This window comes from Flavobacterium kingsejongi (assembly GCF_003076475.1).
GTDB classification, from domain to species: Bacteria; Bacteroidota; Bacteroidia; order Flavobacteriales; family Flavobacteriaceae; genus Flavobacterium; species Flavobacterium kingsejongi.
The window spans coordinates 3,598,511-3,615,259 of the sequence record NZ_CP020919.1 but is presented as its reverse complement, the minus strand read 5'-3'; the positions used below and the strand labels follow the sequence as shown (position 1 = coordinate 3,615,259).

Below are 16,749 nucleotides of genomic sequence, written 5' to 3'. Positions count from 1 at the left end.
AGTTTACTGATGGTGGTAGGGTTCATTTTTAAGAATCGTAAAACCACGGTACAGCTGTTCAATAAAAAACAAACGGACCATCTGGTGGGAGAATGTCATAGAAGATAAGGCTATTTTTCCCTGTGCCTTTTGGTACACAGCATCTGAAAAACCATAAGGGCCGCCAATAACATATACCAGTGTTTTTACGCCACTGTTCATCTTTTTCTGCAATTCTTCGGAAAAGCCCATACTCGAAAAATGCTTGCCGTTTTCATCTAAAAGGACAAGCTGGTCTGTAGGGGTAAGTTTGCCAAGGATGAGTTCGCCTTCTTTCTCCTTTTGCTGTGCCTCAGAAAGATGTTTTACATTTTTGATATCTGGAATAACCTCCAAATCAAATTTGATGTAAAACGAAAGCCTTTTCTGGTAATCATCGATTAACGATTGTAACGCTTTATTGTCTGTTTTGCCAATGGCAAGAATCCGGATATTCATGTTTTACGGTATTTGAAAACACAAATTTACAAAAGCAGGTAAAGAATCACTTGTTTTACATGTAAAATAGCCGCACCGACCTGAAAATTAGCATTACTATTTTGAAGAATCCTGAAACCAATTCAGGAAAAATCCAGTACTTTGTAAAAAAAATAGCGCGATGCCAAGAATACTTGCAATAGACTACGGACAAAAAAGAACCGGAATTGCCGTGACTGACGATTTCCAGATCATCGCTTCCGGGCTCACTACTATCCCTTCTGAAACAGCACTGGTCTTTTTGAAGGATTATTTTGGGAAAGAAAAGGTAGAAAAAGTATTGATCGGACAGCCGAAACAGATGAATTATGAAGATTCTGAAAGTGCTCCGCTTATCGAAGTTTTTGTAGTCAAATTCAACAAAATGTTTCCTGATATGAAGGTCGAAAGAGTAGATGAGCGATTTACTTCGAAAATGGCATTTCAGACCATGATTGATAGCGGCCTAAAAAAGAAGCAACGACAAAATAAAGCCCTTATTGATGAAATATCCGCAACAATTATGTTGCAGGATTACTTATCAAGGAAAATATTTTAGTTTTTCTTTGCATTTTGCTAAAAATAATAGATCTATTCTAAAACTGTTAAAATTAAGAATATTTTTGAATTCTTAAATCTATCTTTGTGCTTTAAAACTTTGTGATGACTACTACAACTATAAAATCAGATTCTGATGTAGTTTTGATAGGTGCAGGGATTATGAGTGCTACTCTTGGCCTGCTTTTAAAGGAACTCCAGCCAGATATAAAAATTCAAATTTATGAAAGGCTCGATGTTGCAGCAGCCGAAAGTTCAGATGCTTGGAACAACGCAGGAACAGGTCATTCGGCCTTCTGCGAGCTCAATTATACTCCCGAGCTTCCGGACGGATCGATAGAAACTGTAAAAGCAGTCAAAATCGCCGAATCATTCGAGATTTCCCGACAGTTTTGGGCTTATCTTGTTGAAACCGGACTGATCAAACATCCCGAAAATTTTATCCGTAGCATTCCACACCTCAGTTTTGTATGGGGTGATAAAAATGTTGAATTCCTGCGTAAAAGATTTGAAGCATTACAGCAGTACAACCTTTTCAAGGGAATGGAGTTTTCCGATGATAAGGCCGTTTTGGATGCCTGGATGCCCTTGGTAATGGATGGACGTGACCCTGACGAAAAAATTGCAGCAACTTCCATGAAACTGGGAACTGATGTGAACTTTGGCGAGCTGACACGTGACATCTTCAATTACCTGAAAACCCTGGATGGCGTAACGACCAATTTCCACCATGAAGTTCGCGACCTGAAAAAATACCCTGACGGACGATGGAGGGTTAAAGTAAAAGACCTTTCCAATGGCGATAAGAAAAAAGTATGGACGAAGTTCCTGTTTATCGGTGCTGGTGGCGGATCGCTGCCGTTGCTGGAAAAAGCAGGCATTCCCGAAGGTGATGGATTTGGTGGTTTCCCGGTAAGCGGGCAATGGCTTAAATGCATTAATCCTGATATTATCAAAAAACATAATGCCAAAGTATACGGTAAAGCCTCTGTTGGTGCACCACCAATGTCGGTACCGCATATTGACAGCCGTATGATAGATGGCGAAAAAGCATTGCTTTTTGGCCCTTATGCCGGATTCACAACAAAATTCCTGAAACACGGTTCCTACCTTGATTTACCACTTTCTATAAAAGCCAATAACCTGCGTCCGATGCTTTCTGCAGGCTACCATAACATGCCGTTGACCAAATACCTGATCGACCAGGTACGCCAATCACCGGAAGACCGACTGGAAGCGTTAAAAGAATACCTGCCAGATGCAAAAATGGAAGACTGGGTATTGGAAACAGCAGGAAAAAGGGTACAGGTCATTAAGAAAGATCCTGAAAAAGGAGGGATTCTGGAATTTGGAACCGAAGTAGTAAGTGCAGCCGACGGTTCCCTGGCAGTATTGCTTGGTGCGTCACCCGGTGCCTCCACTGCGGTATCGATTATGTTGGATCTGCTGAAAAAATGTTTCCCGGAACAGGAAAAATCAGAAGCATGGCAGTTTAAACTCAAACAAATGGTTCCTTCCTACGGGCAGTCCCTGAATAAAAACCCGGAATTGCTGGCAACAGTGAGGGCACATACTTCCAAGGTTTTAAAACTTGAAAGTATCGTACTGGAAAAATAAATACAGCATAACAATGTCCTATAAAAAAGAGGCTGTCTCACAACTCGTGAAATAGCCTCTTTTTCTGTTTTTTACTCGGACTCCTGTCGGAGCGCAAGTCTCAAATATGCAATTATCAAGGACTTGTTTTAGTTTTGAGACTCCCTCTTTTTTTATTTAGGAGAAGCAAGCTGAACGTTGCTATCGCGTTAAGTTTAGTTTTTTAGAAGCCTGTACAATACTTTCGGATAAATTAGTCAGGAGTATCAATTGTTCAATCACCAACTGGGCTTCCTGCATTTTGAGGTTGAATTCTTCATCTTCAGAAATATTGCCTTCCTTTAGTTCTTTGGCGCGTATGTTCTTTAATTCCGTAAAACGCATGGCCAATTCTTCATTTTCTGCATCCGATAAGGCTGCAGACGATTCCAGATTAAGGAGCTTAATAGCAGAATCCAGATTTTTAATCACAGTATTCACCACAACATTAAAGGCTTCGGAGGCTGAATAGGTCTTATGGGACTGGATGTACGTTCCCAAAGAAGCCAGCGAAGAAAGTAGCGTATGGTTTAGGACTACCAACTTATAGATCTGCGGAAGTTCTTTCTGTTTCGATTTGGGTTCTTGCGACATGCGCTGGAAAGAAGCCATCAGGTTTCCGATCTCAATAAAAGCATTTTTACGGGCCAGTCGGTAAGAGGTGGTTACATCACCCTTATGATTGTAAAAAAGCGAAATTTCATTCAGGTAATTCCGGTTGGCTTCGATCGATTTTTTGAGGAAAAGCGGAATACTGATAAACTCCCACGAAGGCCAGAAAAAATAGTTGGCCAAAAAGGTAAGCCCGGTTCCTACAAGTGTGTCCAGGATTCGATATTGTACTACATCGGCAATATTAGGTGTGATGATACCGTACACAAAAACCACATAGATCGTGACAAAGGTGGCGCCGATTTTGTAATTGATTTGTGTAAACGAATACCCCAAAATCATGCAGATAATGGCCAAACTACCAATAATGATATTGTTATGGATCAATGAAAGGATCGCAAAGGCAATAAGCCCTCCGGCAACTGTCCCGATCATTCGGTGAAAGGACCGTTGTTTGGTAAGGCCATATCCAGGGCGCATGATCACTACTATCGTAAGCAATATCCAATACACATTCTCGAACGGAAGGAACTGCCCGATGATAAAACCAATCAGGATAGTGATGGTCAGCCGCAGGGAATGCCTGAAAATCGTAGAAGAAAAACTTAAATTCTCTATCAGCGTACTAATCGGATAATACATTGGAGCGAGGAATTTTTCCATGTCCTTATTTCGCTCTCCTTTAAAATCTTTGTATACGATGCTAAGGCTAAAAGCCCGTTCAATGGTTTTTATTTTTTCAATTTGCTTCTGTGCATAATGGAGCATATTGGAAAGCATGTAAACGCCTTCGGCTGCATTTTCTTTACCCAGTTCCTGTTCGTAGTCGGCAATGACTTTTTCCAGTGCTTCCAGGTCTTTGAAAAGGGCATGTTTGGAAACATATTTCTTGCTGTTCTCTATGCTTTTACCAATCTGTTTTAGCGTAGCAGCCAGGTTATAGGCTAGGGTTTGATAGGTAGAAAGCACTTTGGGGTAGCCTTCAAATTTTTGATGGAGCTTATTGTGGTCAAAGGAAGTGGACAATGCCAGTTCCAATATCTCTAATAGTGAAATAAACACGATCAGCATTTTCCGGTTCTGGTTAGAAGTACCTGAAGTACGGTTACGCATCAGGATTTCCCTGAGGTTTTCGTGTATCACATTGATCTCTACCTGTAGGTTCAGCTGTTTCTCGATGATTTTAGATTTATCAGCATCAGCATTCCACAAGTCTCCACGGAGTTTCATGTATTTTGCCGTTAGCTTGATGCAATCCGCAATCTGGAGCTCTACATATCGTTTTGGGCGGATAAAATTAAAAATTAAGGAAACAAGGAGGTAGAAAATCCCACCGATAAGCATCAGTCCCGAATACCGCAGCATTTCTACTCCGGTATGGATATGCCCAAAAGCCAGTGCGGTCGATAATAATCCGGAGAATGAAACCATGGTAGCACGTTGCCCGTACACCGAAATCATGGATAGGAAAAAAATAAGGACACACAGCACAGGATATAAAATCCAGGTATACGGATGCAGAAAGTTGACCAAAAGATTACATCCTGCAACAATAAGGGCGGCTACTAAAAGACCGTTGATTTTATGTTTGAGATTACTCGGGATATCACTTGGATAAGTAAGGAAGGCTCCCAGGGCAATGGTAAATCCAATTTCAAAATGACCCAAGTAATTCATTACAAACACCGGGATTACGGCAGCTGTAGTGACTTTTAGGGCATTCGTAAAATTAGTGCTGTCAGCGAATTTTTTAACTCTATAAATCATTTTTGGATGGCTTGATTACAAATATAATGATTGTTAAAATCATAAAAATAGAATAGGATGTAATTCTCACAAAAAATTAGCATTTACAACTTCTTAAATCAATTTTAATCTTGTTTAATTTTTACTACTTTTGCAGACCCGTATTTCGAGGAGCCCAAGTGCAATTTGCAATACTAATTTTAAAATATTAAGAAATGATTTTACCAATTGTAGGATATGGTGATCCGGTGCTAAGAAAAATGTGTGAGGAGATCACGGCAGAATATACTGACCTGAAGGCGCTTATTGCAAATATGTATGAGACAATGTACAATGCGTATGGTGTTGGATTGGCAGCGCCACAGGTAGGATTGCCGATACGTTTGTTCATGATCGATACAGAACCTTTTAGCGATAGTGATGATCTTTCCCCGGAAGAACAGGAACAATTAAAAAGCTTCAGGCAGACTTTTATCAACGCTAAAATGTTGAAAGAAGAAGGAGAAGAATGGGGATTCAATGAAGGATGCCTGAGTATTCCTGAGGTACGTGAAGATGTATTCCGCAATGAAAAGATCACAATCGAATTTTACGATGAGGATTTCAACAAGCGTACAGAAGTATATGACGGCCTGATTGCCCGTGTCATTCAGCATGAATACGATCATATTGAAGGAATTTTGTTTACGGATAAAATATCATCATTAAAAAAGCGTTTAATTCAGAAGAAATTGCAGAATATCATGGAAGGCAGGACGAGACCTGACTACAAAATGAAATTTATCGCCAAAAAAGGGAGATAATTTTTGAATTTAGATCGAAACAACAGATATTTGTTATCACTATAAAAATATAATATAAAATGAGTTTAGAAAAAATATTAGCCATTGCCGGAAAACCGGGTTTATATGCATTAAAAGTTCAAACGCGTTCCGGTTTTGTTGCTGAGTCATTGATTGATGGGAAAAAAATTACAGTAGGATTGAGAAGCAACGTAAGTTTATTGTCAGAAATATCCATTTATACAGATAGTTCCGAAGTACCTTTGGGACAGGTAATGAAAACGATTGCAGAAAAAGAAGATAATGGCCCTGCTTTATCCCATAAAGAAGATAAAGAAAAGCAAGAAGCCTATTTTAAAGAAATCCTTCCGGATTACGATCAGGACAGGGTATATCCTTCGGATATCAAAAAAATCCTAAACTGGTACAATATGTTACAGGCTCAGGGGTTGGTATCTAAAGATATGGCAGTAAAAGCAGCACCAGCAGAAGCAGCTGCAGCAGCAACAGAAGAATAAATAATAATTTTCAGTATAAAGAAATCCTGTCTTGATCATACAACGACAGGATTTCTTATTTTTACCAAAACCCGAAATGCTATGAATTCCAGACAAGACCAGTTAAAAGCATTCGAGCGATTGCTCGATATTATGGATGATTTCCGGGAGAAATGCCCGTGGGATCAAAAGCAGACGCTTGAGAGCCTGAGGCACCTGACAATTGAAGAAACCTACGAATTAGGAGATGCGATCCTGGATCATGACCTGCCTGAGATAAAAAAGGAATTGGGAGATTTGCTTTTGCATATTGTTTTTTATGCTAAAATCGGAAGTGAAACCAATGATTTTGATATTGCCGATGTAGCAAATGAGATCTGTGAAAAGCTGATCCATAGGCATCCGCATATCTATAGCGATGTGGTTGTGGAAAATGAAGAAGAGGTAAAGCAAAACTGGGAAAAACTCAAGCTAAAAGAAGGGCGCAAGTCTGTATTAGAAGGAGTGCCTAAAAGCTTGCCGGCATTGGTCAAAGCGAGCAGGATCCAGGATAAGGTCAAAGGAGTTGGGTTCGATTGGGAACAACCCGAGCAGGTCTGGGAAAAGGTAGAGGAAGAATTGCAGGAATTTCGGGACGAAGTAATATCCGGAGATCAGGAGGCGATGGAAGCAGAGTTCGGAGATGTGCTGTTTTCCATGATCAACTATGCCCGTTTCTTAAAAATCAATCCTGAAGATGCGCTGGAACGTACCAACAAAAAGTTTATCAAGCGTTTTCAGTACCTTGAAAGCAAAGCAGGAGAATTGGGCAAATCACTGTCGGATATGACATTGGCAGAAATGGATGTATTTTGGAATCAGGCAAAGAAATTATAAAAAAAAGGACAGGCCTAAGCCTGTCCGTATTATAGTTTTTCCTTGAGATATTTCCCGGTGATCGAATCTTTGTTTTTTACAATCTCTTCCGGTGTTCCTATGGCCAGTATATTCCCACCATTTTCACCACCTTCAGGGCCGAGGTCGATAATCCAGTCGGCACATTTGATCAGGTCCAGGTTGTGCTCGATCACAATGATCGAATGCCCTTTTTCCAGCAACGCATCAAAGGAAGCTAAGAGTTTTTTAATATCATGAAAATGAAGCCCGGTAGTCGGTTCATCAAACACGAATAGTGCTTTGTCTTTGGTTGCACCTTTTACTAAGAATGATGCCAGCTTGATACGCTGTGCCTCACCACCGGAAAGAGTCGATGAAGATTGTCCCAACTGTACATAACCCAATCCAACATCCTGAAGCGGTTGTAATTTCTGGGTAATTTTCGACTGCTTGTGCTGGTGGAAAAAAGCAACCGCATCGTCGATGGTCATGGTTAGGATATCATCGATATTTTTGCCTTCAAAGGTTATCTCTAATACTTCTTTCTGGAAACGTTTTCCGTTACAGGTTTCACATACCAACTCTACATCGGCCATGAACTGCATTTCAATGGTCACAGTTCCTTCTCCTTTACAGGTTTCACAACGGCCACCATCAACATTGAACGAAAAGTGTTTGGGAAGATAGCCCCGTATTTGAGATAGCTTTTGTTTGGCAAACAAATCCCGGATATCATCATAGGCTTTGATATAGGTTACCGGATTCGAACGGGAACTTCTTCCAATAGGATTCTGGTCTACATATTCAATATGCTTGATCTGGGAGTAACTTCCTTTCATTTCGGTAAACTGCCCTGCTTTTTCACCCACACCATCCAGTTGTTTCTGCATGGCAGGGAATAGGATTTTTTTGACCAGGGTACTTTTTCCGCTTCCTGAAACTCCGGTAATTACCGTTAAGGCTTCCAAAGGGAATTTTACCGTGACATTTTTAAGGTTGTTCTCCCGGGCGCCTGTAATTTCGATAAAATTCTTGGTATGGCGCCGTTTCTTTGGAACACTGATTTCTAATTCTCCATTAAGGTATTTGGCTGTCAGGGAAGAGGATTTTAAAATCGTGTCATAATCACCCTGAGCGACAAGATGGCCACCATTTGTTCCAGCTTCGGGACCAATATCAATAATCATATCGGCATGTTTCATAATATCTTCATCATGCTCGACTACAATCACCGTATTTCCTAAATCCCGTAATGAGATCAGTACTTTAATCAGTTTTTCTGTGTCTTTTGGGTGGAGCCCAATGCTCGGTTCGTCCAGGATATACATGGACCCTACAAGGCTGCTTCCTAATGACGTAGCCAGGTTAATACGCTGGGACTCCCCACCGGAAAGCGTTGCTGAATTTCGGTTGAGGGTAAGGTAGTCCAATCCAACTTCCGATAAAAAGGAAAGACGATTGTTGATTTCGACCAACAGCCGCTTGGCTACTTTAGCATCATATTCGGAAAGTTCTAATTTTTCAAAAAACTGCATCAGGTTTTTAATCGGTAAGATCACCAGGTCTGTAATGTTTTTGGTATCGATCTTCACATAGGTTGCTTCTTTGCGCAATCGCTTCCCTTTACAGGTAGGACAGACTGTTTTTCCACGATACCGGGAAAGCATTACGCGATTTTGTATTTTATAATTCTTGGCTTCCAGTTCGGCAAAAAACTCATTCAGTCCTGTAAAATGGCTATTTCCTTCCCATAGCAATGCCTTTTGATCTTCCGTAAGTTCAAAAAATGGCTTGTGAATAGGGAAATCAAATTTATAAGCGTTGTTGACGAGCATATCACGGTACCAGCTCATACTTTCACCACGCCAGGCATAAATGGCATTTTCATAAATCGATAGGGAAGTATTCGGAACTACTAATTCACTGTCAATTCCGATGATATTGCCATAACCTTCACAAGAAGGGCAGGCGCCATACGGATTGTTGAAGCTGAAAAGGTGTACATTAGGCTCCAAGAAGGTGATACCGTCCAGTTCAAAATTATTGCTGAACCCGAACCGTTGCGTCCCATTTAATTCCTGCAGGTAAGCCGTACCTTTCCCCTCATAAAAAGCAGTCTGTACTGCGTCGGCAAGCCGGTTGTAAAATTCTTCCTCTTCCTTAACGATAATCCGGTCAATGATCAGGAATGTTTCTTTTTTGATATGTGTTGCCGCATCCCACTCGTCAATACGCAGCATTTCGTTATCAACCAGTACACGGGCATATCCTTGCTGTAGCAGCACTTTAAGTTTGTCATCTAATGTCCGGCCTTCTTCCAGGTGAATGGGGGAAATAAGCAGCCATTTGCTTTCCAGCGGGAGTTGCTGTACCACTTCTATCACATCCGAAACGGTATTCTTCTTCACCTCTTGTCCGGAAACAGGGGAGAAGGTTTTACCGATACGGGCATACAGCAGTTTCATATAGTCATAGATTTCGGTAGAAGTACCTACAGTAGAACGGGCGTTCGTTGTATTTACTTTTTGTTCTATGGCAATGGCAGGGGCTATGCCTTTGATGTATTCTACTTTTGGCTTGTCCAAACGACCCAGGAACTGTCGGGCATAGGAAGAAAGGCTCTCCACATACCGGCGCTGCCCTTCGGCATAAAGAGTATCAAAAGCAAGGCTGGATTTTCCCGAACCCGAAAGTCCGGTAATTACAACCAGTTTATTGCGGGGAATCGCCACATCTATATTTTTTAGATTGTGGATTTGTGCCCCTTTTATAATTATATTTTTCTTTGGATCTAAAGTCGAAATGTCAGTTTTCATAGCAAAAAAGTCAGTAAACGCAAAGATAATCATTTAAAAATTATTTGAACGGAATTAACAAAACCTAAAGAAGGATGTCTTATAGCGCGGGGCGTAACGCAATTCCACAAAAATATTTTGATAATTGTAGTGCTAAAAGTGTTAAATGTTGAAATTAAGTTTGGCGGTTCAAAAATAATATTGCTATATTTGGTTAATAATTAATCTTTATTTAACACGAGCCTATACAATAAAACTACTTTTTTTTTAGACTAACCGACTTATACCAAAAACTAAAAAGTAATTTTATGGCTAACGTTATACTACCAGACTCTGAATTGGTGAAAAGCTATGTGGCAGGAAACGAAACCGCATTATCAACTCTGATAGAGAGACATCAATCAAAAATTTACGGCTTTATTTATTCTAAAGTATCAGATAGGGATATCACAGACGATATTTTTCAGGATACCTTTATTAAGGTGATCAAAACGCTAAAATCAAATTCGTATAATGAAGAAGGGAAATTCCTTCCCTGGGTGATGCGTATATCCCATAATCTTGTTGTGGATTACTTTAGAAAAACTAAAAAAATGCCCCTATATCGGGAGACTGAAGAATTTTCTATCTTCTCCATTATGTCGGATGACTCTCCTAATATTGAGAACAGGATGATTTCCGGACAGGTAGAAAGCGATCTTAAAAAACTTATTGAAGAACTTCCACAGGACCAAAAAGAAGTGCTTATTATGCGTATATACCAGGACTTGAGCTTTAAGGAAATTTCAGAACTTACAGGAGTGAGTATTAATACCGCTTTAGGAAGAATGCGTTATGCGCTCATGAATCTTAGAAAAGTAATCGACAAACATCAAATTATTTTGACGAATTGATACTATTATAGTCTTTGTTGCGTTATTGTGTTATAAACCTACTTAAAAACGCATAGCATGGCAAAAATCTACTCTAGAAAATCATTAGAACAAAGTAAAATGAAGCCGAAAAAAGAAACCATATCTTTTTTGTTGAATTACTCCAAAGCCCTGAGCTTTACTACAATTGGTCAATTTAAATTTGAATCAATAGCAAACTAAAAAAAATCCCGGCTATCACCGGGATTTTTTAATATAATACTCTTCCAGTACCTGTTTCCGCCCTACTGTACGGGTGATGATATCCTTTTCAAGATCCCAGCCACGTGCTGGAGAATACTGCCTTCCGTACCAGATCATCTGGAGATGAAGGTCATTCCAGCAGTTTTCAGGAAACAAGCGTTTCGCATCTTTTTCCGTCTGTACTACATTTTTTCCATTAGAAAGGTTCCAGCGGTACATCAGTCGGTGGATGTGGGTATCAACGGGGAATGCAGGGACACCAAAGGCCTGTGACATCACTACGCTCGCCGTTTTATGGCCTACGGCCGGCAGGGATTCCAGGGCTTCAAAACTTTGGGGCACCTCGCCATTGTATCGGTCAATCAGGATTTGTGAGAGTCCGTGGATTCCTTTGGATTTCATTGGAGACAGGCCACAGGGTTTTATGATTTCCCGGATTTCCTCTACACTAAGTTTTACCATATCATACGGATTGTCTGCTTTGGCAAACAATATGGGGGTAATTTTATTAACGCCTACATCGGTACTTTGTGCAGAAAGCAATACCGCAATCAGCAGGGTATAAGGGTCTTTATGGTCCAGGGGGATCGGAAGCTCAGGATATAATTCTTTTAGGGTGGTAATTATGAAATTTACACGCTCCTTTTTGTTCATTTTTATTTATTTTTATAAAAACAAATATACCATTTTATGACAGCATTAAAAATAGGGGATCCGGCTCCTCAATTTTCAGGATTGGATCAGGACGGAAAAGAACATAAACTTTCAGACTATGCCGGAAAAAAACTGGTCGTTTTCTTTTATCCTAAAGCCAATACACCCGGATGTACCGCAGAAGCCTGTGATCTTCGGGATAATTATGCCCGTTTTGAAGCCGGGAACTATGCCTTGCTTGGCGTGAGTGCGGATGCACAAAAAGCGCAGGCGAAATTTAGGGATAAATATGAATTCCCTTTCCCATTGCTGGCAGATGAGAATAAAGAAATCATCACTGCTTTTGGCGTATGGGGACCTAATAAATTTATGGGCCGTGAATATGACGGGATCCGCAGGACTACTTTTATAATCGATGAAAAAGGGATGATCAGTGATATTATCACGGATGTGAAGACTAAGAAACATGCTGCACAGATCTTAGATTAAATAAAAAATCCCGGAAAGAATAGCCTCTCCGGGATTTTTATATGTATTTGTATTGAATTTATTCTGCTTTCTCTCCCAGGAATTTCTTGGGGTCATAGCCAAATAAATTATTGTCTTTGATTAACTCGGCAATACCTACCGGCAGCATTTCTTCCCATCCGGCCTTTCCTTTGTTGATCATCTTTAATACTTCCCTCGAGAAAATATCAAGGTGGTCTTCGTCAAATTCCGTGATATCAATTACTTTACCGTTGAATTTAAAGAACTTATAGAGCTCTTTCATTCGTGGGTGTACCTTTAGATTTTCGGAATTGATTACAACGCCGTTTTCATCTTTCATTGGGAAAAGGTATACTTTGAGGTCACGGTAGAATAATTTTCCGAAAGCTTCCAGTATGCCACCGCTAAGATGGCGATAGTATTTCTCATCAAAAATATCCACGAGGTTATTGACTCCCATTGCCAGTCCCATACGGGCTTTGGTATAATTGGAGAAATATTCTACCACTTTGTAATATTCCTGGAAGTTAGAGATCATCACCGTCTGGCCCAGCGAGCACAGAAGCTCTGCACGGTCCATAAAATCACGTTCGTCTATTTCTCCATCGGAACGGAGATTGGACAGGGTAATCTCAAAGATAACCAGTGTATTTGCTACGTCAACTTTGTTTTCTTCTGTAAAAATCTTGAGTGATTTCTCATACATGTCCATATTCACCTGCGTTACTGGCCTGAAGCTGCCACGAAGTGCGAGTATGTTTTTTTTATACAGTATGGCGGCCGGAAGGATGTTATTGCCATCAGGACCAAACATTACCGCATCGGTCATTCCGTTTTTAACCAATTGAAGACTCATCAGTCGATTGTCGACATCGGCAAATCGGGGACCGGAAAAATTGATGGTATCAATTTCCAGCTGGTCTTTGTCCAGGTGGTCATAAAGGTACCGTAATAATTTCTTAGGGTCGTTGTATTTGTAATAAGCACCATAGATCAGGTTTACGCCTAATATTCCAAGGGTTTCCTGTTGCAGTCGCGCATCGGTTTCTTTGAATCGGATGTGGAGGATGATTTCATTGTAGTCTTCATCCGGTTCCACCTGGTATTTGATCCCCACCCAGCCATGGCCTTTGAATTGCTTGGCAAAGTCGATGGTGGCAACAGTATTGGCGAAACTAAAGAAAAATTTGCTGGGATGTTTTTCCCGTGTCAGTCGTTCCTCAATCAGTCGGACTTCGTGGGAGAGCATTTTTTTAAGACGGGCTTCCGTAACATAGCGGCCATCTTCTTCGGAGCCGTATACAGCGTCGCTAAAATCCTTATCATACGCTGACATGGCTTTGGCAATTGTCCCGGAAGATCCTCCCGTACGGAAAAAATGCCTCACTGTTTCCTGGCCGGCACCAATCTCGGCAAATGTTCCGTAAATGTTTTCGTTCAAATTAATACGGAGTGCTTTGTCCTTAATAGAGGGAATTTGTTCAATGACTTTATCCCCTTTGAGTGTTATTTCAGTTTCCAAAATTTTCAGTTTCGTCTTAGGTAGTTGCAAAGTTAACGAAACAGGGCATTCTAATAACGATAAATAGTGCTATTTTTGTATAAAATTAACGCATTTGAAAGTATATTTTTTAGGTACAGGAACTTCACAGGGTATTCCGGTAATTGGGAGTACACATTCTGTTTGCAGAAGCACCGATCCCAGGGATAAAAGACTGCGGGTTTCTGTTTGGATCCATTGGGAAGATTACTCTTTTGTAATCGACTGCGGCCCGGATTTCAGGCAACAGATGCTCACGAGCGGCTGCACAAAAATCGATGGGATCTTATTTACACACGAGCATGCAGACCATACTGCCGGTCTTGATGATATCCGCCCTTTTTACTTTAAGCAGGGCAATATCCCCGTGTACCTGCACCAGCGGGTGCTGCAATCCCTCGAAAAAAGATTTGACTACATTTTTGAAACGGAAAACCGCTATCCCGGGGCACCAGCTGTAACGCCGCATGAAGTGGTAGAGGGTATTCCTTTTGCTGTTGGGGATAAAACAGCTGTACCCATAAGTGCAATGCATGGTGACCTGCAGGTATTCGGTTACCGGATTGCTGATTTTGCTTACCTGACCGATATTAAAACGATCAGTGAGGCTGAAGTGGAGAAACTGCAAAATTTGGAGGTGCTCGTAATAAATGCCTTACGGGAAGAACCTCATAATACACATTTTAATTTGCAGGAAGCATTGGATTTTATAGCTTTGGTACGCCCTAAAAAAGCCTACCTGACGCACATCAGTCATTTGCTGGGTTTCCACCAAGAAGTACAGCAGCGTTTGCCCCAGAATGTTTTTTTAGCGTATGATAATTTAGAAATTACACTTTAATAATAATTTTAAAAATGAAAAAACCCTTACTTTACTTGTTCATCTTTTCAGTATTGATGAATGTTTTTACGTATATGTATTTTACCAAAAAGTCAAAATTCGAGGATAGCAGGATTGAAAACCTTCAGAAAAATGCGCTTTCGCGTAAAGATTCGCTCGAACATCTGAATGCCAAATTAGCGGATGCGGATTACTTTTCGCTGGCGAATGATGAGAAAGCCCAAGATTACCTGATCGAGCGGGTAAAGGTGAGTAATGTCGACCAAATGATGAGTGCCGCCAAAGATTCTATACTCTCTTTAAATGCCAGCCCAAAAGGAAATATACTGGTGCAATACGATCCTGTAAATGGGACAAACTTCCTGATCAATAAAGTACGCTTCCTCAATCACCGTTGGATCATCTGTGACTTTAGTGATGGTTCCCTGTGGGGCGAAGTGCTGCTGAAGTATTTTGTAAATGCGAATGGAAGCTTTTCTTTTGAAGTTGCAGAAACAGTTATTTATCCCAATTAGATAATTAAAATTCTAAAAAAACGTTATTTTAGCAGACCTTAATTATTAAATTCTTAATTATGAAAAAAATTGCCTTAATCATCATCATTGGATTTTCGATGTTTTCGTGTGATTATATACTCAAAAAAGATACCCCTGAAGATACCAGTACCGAAGATCCTAAGAAAGTAGTCCTGGGTATTGATAAAGACGAAAACGGATGTGTAGGATCTGCAGGCTATAGCTGGTCAGTCTTATTGCAGAAGTGTATTCGTCCTTTTGAAGAAGGGCTTCGCCTGAATCCTATAGTTACTCCTAAAGTAGTAGGAGATACCATCGAGCAAATTGAAGCCGAAGAAACCGTATTCAGTGCCTTTGCTGTTTTTGGCGAGGATCAGGATAAAGTTGAAATATACCTGCCGAGTACGAAAGGATCTATGATCCTGGAGCGGGATTCGAAAGATAAAATCTATAAAAAAGGCGATTGGACACTGGAAACCTCCAAGCCGATTTTGCTGAAACAGGGCGGTACGATTTTATACCGTGGTGCCGAAAGCATTGATAAGAAAGAAATTGGAGATGATAACGTCGAAAATTAAAAAAAGGGGTTCGTAATAGAACCCCTTTTTTATTGTCTTTAATTGGTTTCCAACCAGTGTTTCAGGTCATAGAAATTTTGTGGTGCCACCCCATGGCCACTTGGGTATTCCTTATAGGTTACCGCTACACCCAATGCTTTCAGTGCGTCCGGAGTTTTTCGGGCCCAGTCAATAGGGATCACCTGATCTGCTGTACCATGTGAAACAAAAAACTTAAGCGAGCTCAAATCTTTGTTCTGGTATCCTGCTGCAATGATATCGGTATTCAAATAACCGCTCAGTGCAATTACTTTCTGTATTTTCTCAGGATAGCTCAGGGCTACGGCATAACTCAGTATACTGCCCTGGCTAAAGCCTATCAGGGTAATAGCGTTGGCGTCAATTGGGTAGGCAGCTACCACTTCATCGATAAACTGTACAATAGCATCCCGGGATGTGATCGCCTGCTCGTTATCGGAGAATTTATTTTGGTCTGCATCAAAATTGATCGCATACCAGGCATTGCCATACGGAGGCAATGGGTAAGGTGCCCGTGCGGAGATCACATAATAGTGATCCGGCAATTCTGAAGCAAAGGAGAAAAGATCCTCCTCATTGCTGCCATAACCGTGCAGTAAAAGCAGTAATGGATTTTTGTCCAGGATCTGTTTCGGTTCCCGAACCAGGTGGTATAAGGATAAACTCATGTGCGTGGTATTATAATGATTTAAAAGCTTTTTGGAATAAACGGCCCAAGATCGGGATGAGCCTCATTTCGCCCTGTAGTGCCCCGACAAAACCGTAAATCCATAAAATAAAAAAGAACAGGTAAAAGGCATAACTAACAGACCAGTTGTCAAAACTGCCCACCGGATAGCCCAAAGCGAAGAACAATAAAATAATGCCCAGTGCCTGGCGAATGTGGAAAGAAGCAAAAGGAATCTTTTTATCACTGTTCATTACCATAGCAATGAGGGCACCGATAAAAGTGATGTAACTGATAATAGCGATCTTCTTGCCTTCTTCTGCGGGATTTTTCATG

At 40.7% G+C, this 16,749-nt stretch carries 18 protein-coding genes; 11 read left to right on the top strand and 7 right to left on the bottom strand.

The features are described 5' to 3' along the window. Nucleotides 1-3 precede the first annotated feature (3 nt). Entirely contained in the window at nt 4-477 is a 474-nt protein-coding gene (rlmH, locus tag FK004_RS16320) for a 23S rRNA (pseudouridine(1915)-N(3))-methyltransferase RlmH (protein ID WP_108738213.1), read from the bottom strand. Between the two features lie 160 nt (nt 478-637). Here rlmH and ruvX point away from each other — a divergent pair, with 160 nt between their 5' ends. After that, nucleotides 638-1,054 (top strand): Holliday junction resolvase RuvX, encoded by a 417-nt coding sequence (gene ruvX, locus FK004_RS16315; protein WP_108738212.1) that lies wholly within the window; start codon nt 638-640, stop codon nt 1,052-1,054. A gap of 104 nt (nt 1,055-1,158) precedes the next feature. Further along, nucleotides 1,159-2,670 (top strand): malate:quinone oxidoreductase, encoded by a 1,512-nt coding sequence (locus FK004_RS16310; RefSeq protein WP_108738211.1) that lies wholly within the window; start codon nt 1,159-1,161, stop codon nt 2,668-2,670. 180 nt (nt 2,671-2,850) lie between these two features. On the opposite strand, the gene FK004_RS16305 is transcribed toward FK004_RS16310, so the two are convergent. Then, the gene (locus FK004_RS16305; protein WP_108738210.1) at nt 2,851-5,067 is read right to left on the bottom strand and encodes an FUSC family protein; all 2,217 of its coding nucleotides are present in this window, start codon (nt 5,065-5,067) and stop codon (nt 2,851-2,853) included. A gap of 194 nt (nt 5,068-5,261) precedes the next feature. On the opposite strand from FK004_RS16305, the gene def reads away from it, so the two are divergent. The 3 genes from def (at nt 5,262) to mazG (ending at nt 7,201) form a co-directional block, all read left to right on the top strand. Beyond that, nucleotides 5,262-5,849, top strand: coding sequence for a peptide deformylase (gene def, locus FK004_RS16300; protein ID WP_108738209.1), 588 nt, complete (start codon nt 5,262-5,264; stop codon nt 5,847-5,849). 59 nt (nt 5,850-5,908) lie between these two features. Continuing rightward, a complete protein-coding gene (locus tag FK004_RS16295; protein WP_108738208.1) occupies nt 5,909-6,346 on the top strand; it encodes a DUF5606 family protein in 438 nt (145 codons plus the stop codon). Between the two features lie 81 nt (nt 6,347-6,427). Then, entirely contained in the window at nt 6,428-7,201 is a 774-nt protein-coding gene (gene mazG / locus FK004_RS16290) for a nucleoside triphosphate pyrophosphohydrolase (protein WP_108738207.1), read from the top strand. 29 nt (nt 7,202-7,230) lie between these two features. Here mazG and uvrA read toward each other — a convergent pair whose 3' ends face one another. After that, nucleotides 7,231-10,017, bottom strand: coding sequence for an excinuclease ABC subunit UvrA (gene uvrA / locus FK004_RS16285; RefSeq protein ID WP_108738884.1), 2,787 nt, complete (start codon nt 10,015-10,017; stop codon nt 7,231-7,233). 287 nt (nt 10,018-10,304) lie between these two features. Between uvrA and FK004_RS16280 the strand changes: the two genes are divergently transcribed. After that, a complete protein-coding gene (locus FK004_RS16280) occupies nt 10,305-10,889 on the top strand; it encodes an RNA polymerase sigma factor (protein WP_108738206.1) in 585 nt (194 codons plus the stop codon). A gap of 57 nt (nt 10,890-10,946) precedes the next feature. Then, on the top strand, nt 10,947-11,090 hold the full coding sequence (locus FK004_RS19345) for a hypothetical protein (RefSeq protein ID WP_170108566.1): 144 nt from the start codon (nt 10,947-10,949) through the stop codon (nt 11,088-11,090). A gap of 15 nt (nt 11,091-11,105) precedes the next feature. Here the strand turns inward: FK004_RS19345 and FK004_RS16275 are convergent, their stop codons facing one another. Further along, entirely contained in the window at nt 11,106-11,765 is a 660-nt protein-coding gene (locus FK004_RS16275; RefSeq protein ID WP_108738205.1) for an endonuclease III domain-containing protein, read from the bottom strand. A gap of 36 nt (nt 11,766-11,801) precedes the next feature. On the opposite strand from FK004_RS16275, the gene bcp reads away from it, so the two are divergent. Next, a complete protein-coding gene (gene bcp / locus FK004_RS16270; protein ID WP_108738204.1) occupies nt 11,802-12,254 on the top strand; it encodes a thioredoxin-dependent thiol peroxidase in 453 nt (150 codons plus the stop codon). Nucleotides 12,255-12,312: 58 nt separating this feature from the next. Here the strand turns inward: bcp and FK004_RS16265 are convergent, their stop codons facing one another. Then, the gene (locus FK004_RS16265; RefSeq protein ID WP_170108565.1) at nt 12,313-13,776 is read right to left on the bottom strand and encodes a TonB-dependent receptor; all 1,464 of its coding nucleotides are present in this window, start codon (nt 13,774-13,776) and stop codon (nt 12,313-12,315) included. A 94-nt stretch (nt 13,777-13,870) separates the two neighbouring features. Here FK004_RS16265 and FK004_RS16260 point away from each other — a divergent pair, with 94 nt between their 5' ends. Genes FK004_RS16260 through FK004_RS16250 form a run of 3 tightly spaced genes read left to right on the top strand, consistent with a single transcriptional unit; the run spans nt 13,871 to nt 15,728 of the window. Continuing rightward, nucleotides 13,871-14,635, top strand: a complete 765-nt coding sequence (locus tag FK004_RS16260) for an MBL fold metallo-hydrolase (RefSeq protein ID WP_108738203.1) — start codon at nt 13,871-13,873, stop codon at nt 14,633-14,635. 14 nt (nt 14,636-14,649) lie between these two features. Continuing rightward, nucleotides 14,650-15,150 carry a hypothetical protein gene (locus tag FK004_RS16255; RefSeq protein WP_108738202.1) on the top strand — a complete coding sequence of 167 codons (501 nt, stop codon included), beginning with the start codon at nt 14,650-14,652 and terminating at the stop codon, nt 15,148-15,150. A 59-nt stretch (nt 15,151-15,209) separates the two neighbouring features. Continuing rightward, nucleotides 15,210-15,728, top strand: a complete 519-nt coding sequence (locus FK004_RS16250) for a hypothetical protein (RefSeq protein ID WP_108738201.1) — start codon at nt 15,210-15,212, stop codon at nt 15,726-15,728. 38 nt (nt 15,729-15,766) lie between these two features. Here the strand turns inward: FK004_RS16250 and FK004_RS16245 are convergent, their stop codons facing one another. After that, nucleotides 15,767-16,414: an alpha/beta hydrolase gene (locus tag FK004_RS16245; RefSeq protein WP_108738200.1), complete on the bottom strand. Its 648-nt coding sequence runs from the start codon at nt 16,412-16,414 to the stop codon at nt 15,767-15,769. A 10-nt stretch (nt 16,415-16,424) separates the two neighbouring features. Continuing rightward, nucleotides 16,425-16,748, bottom strand: coding sequence for a hypothetical protein (locus FK004_RS16240; protein WP_108738199.1), 324 nt, complete (start codon nt 16,746-16,748; stop codon nt 16,425-16,427). Nucleotide 16,749 lies beyond the last annotated feature (1 nt).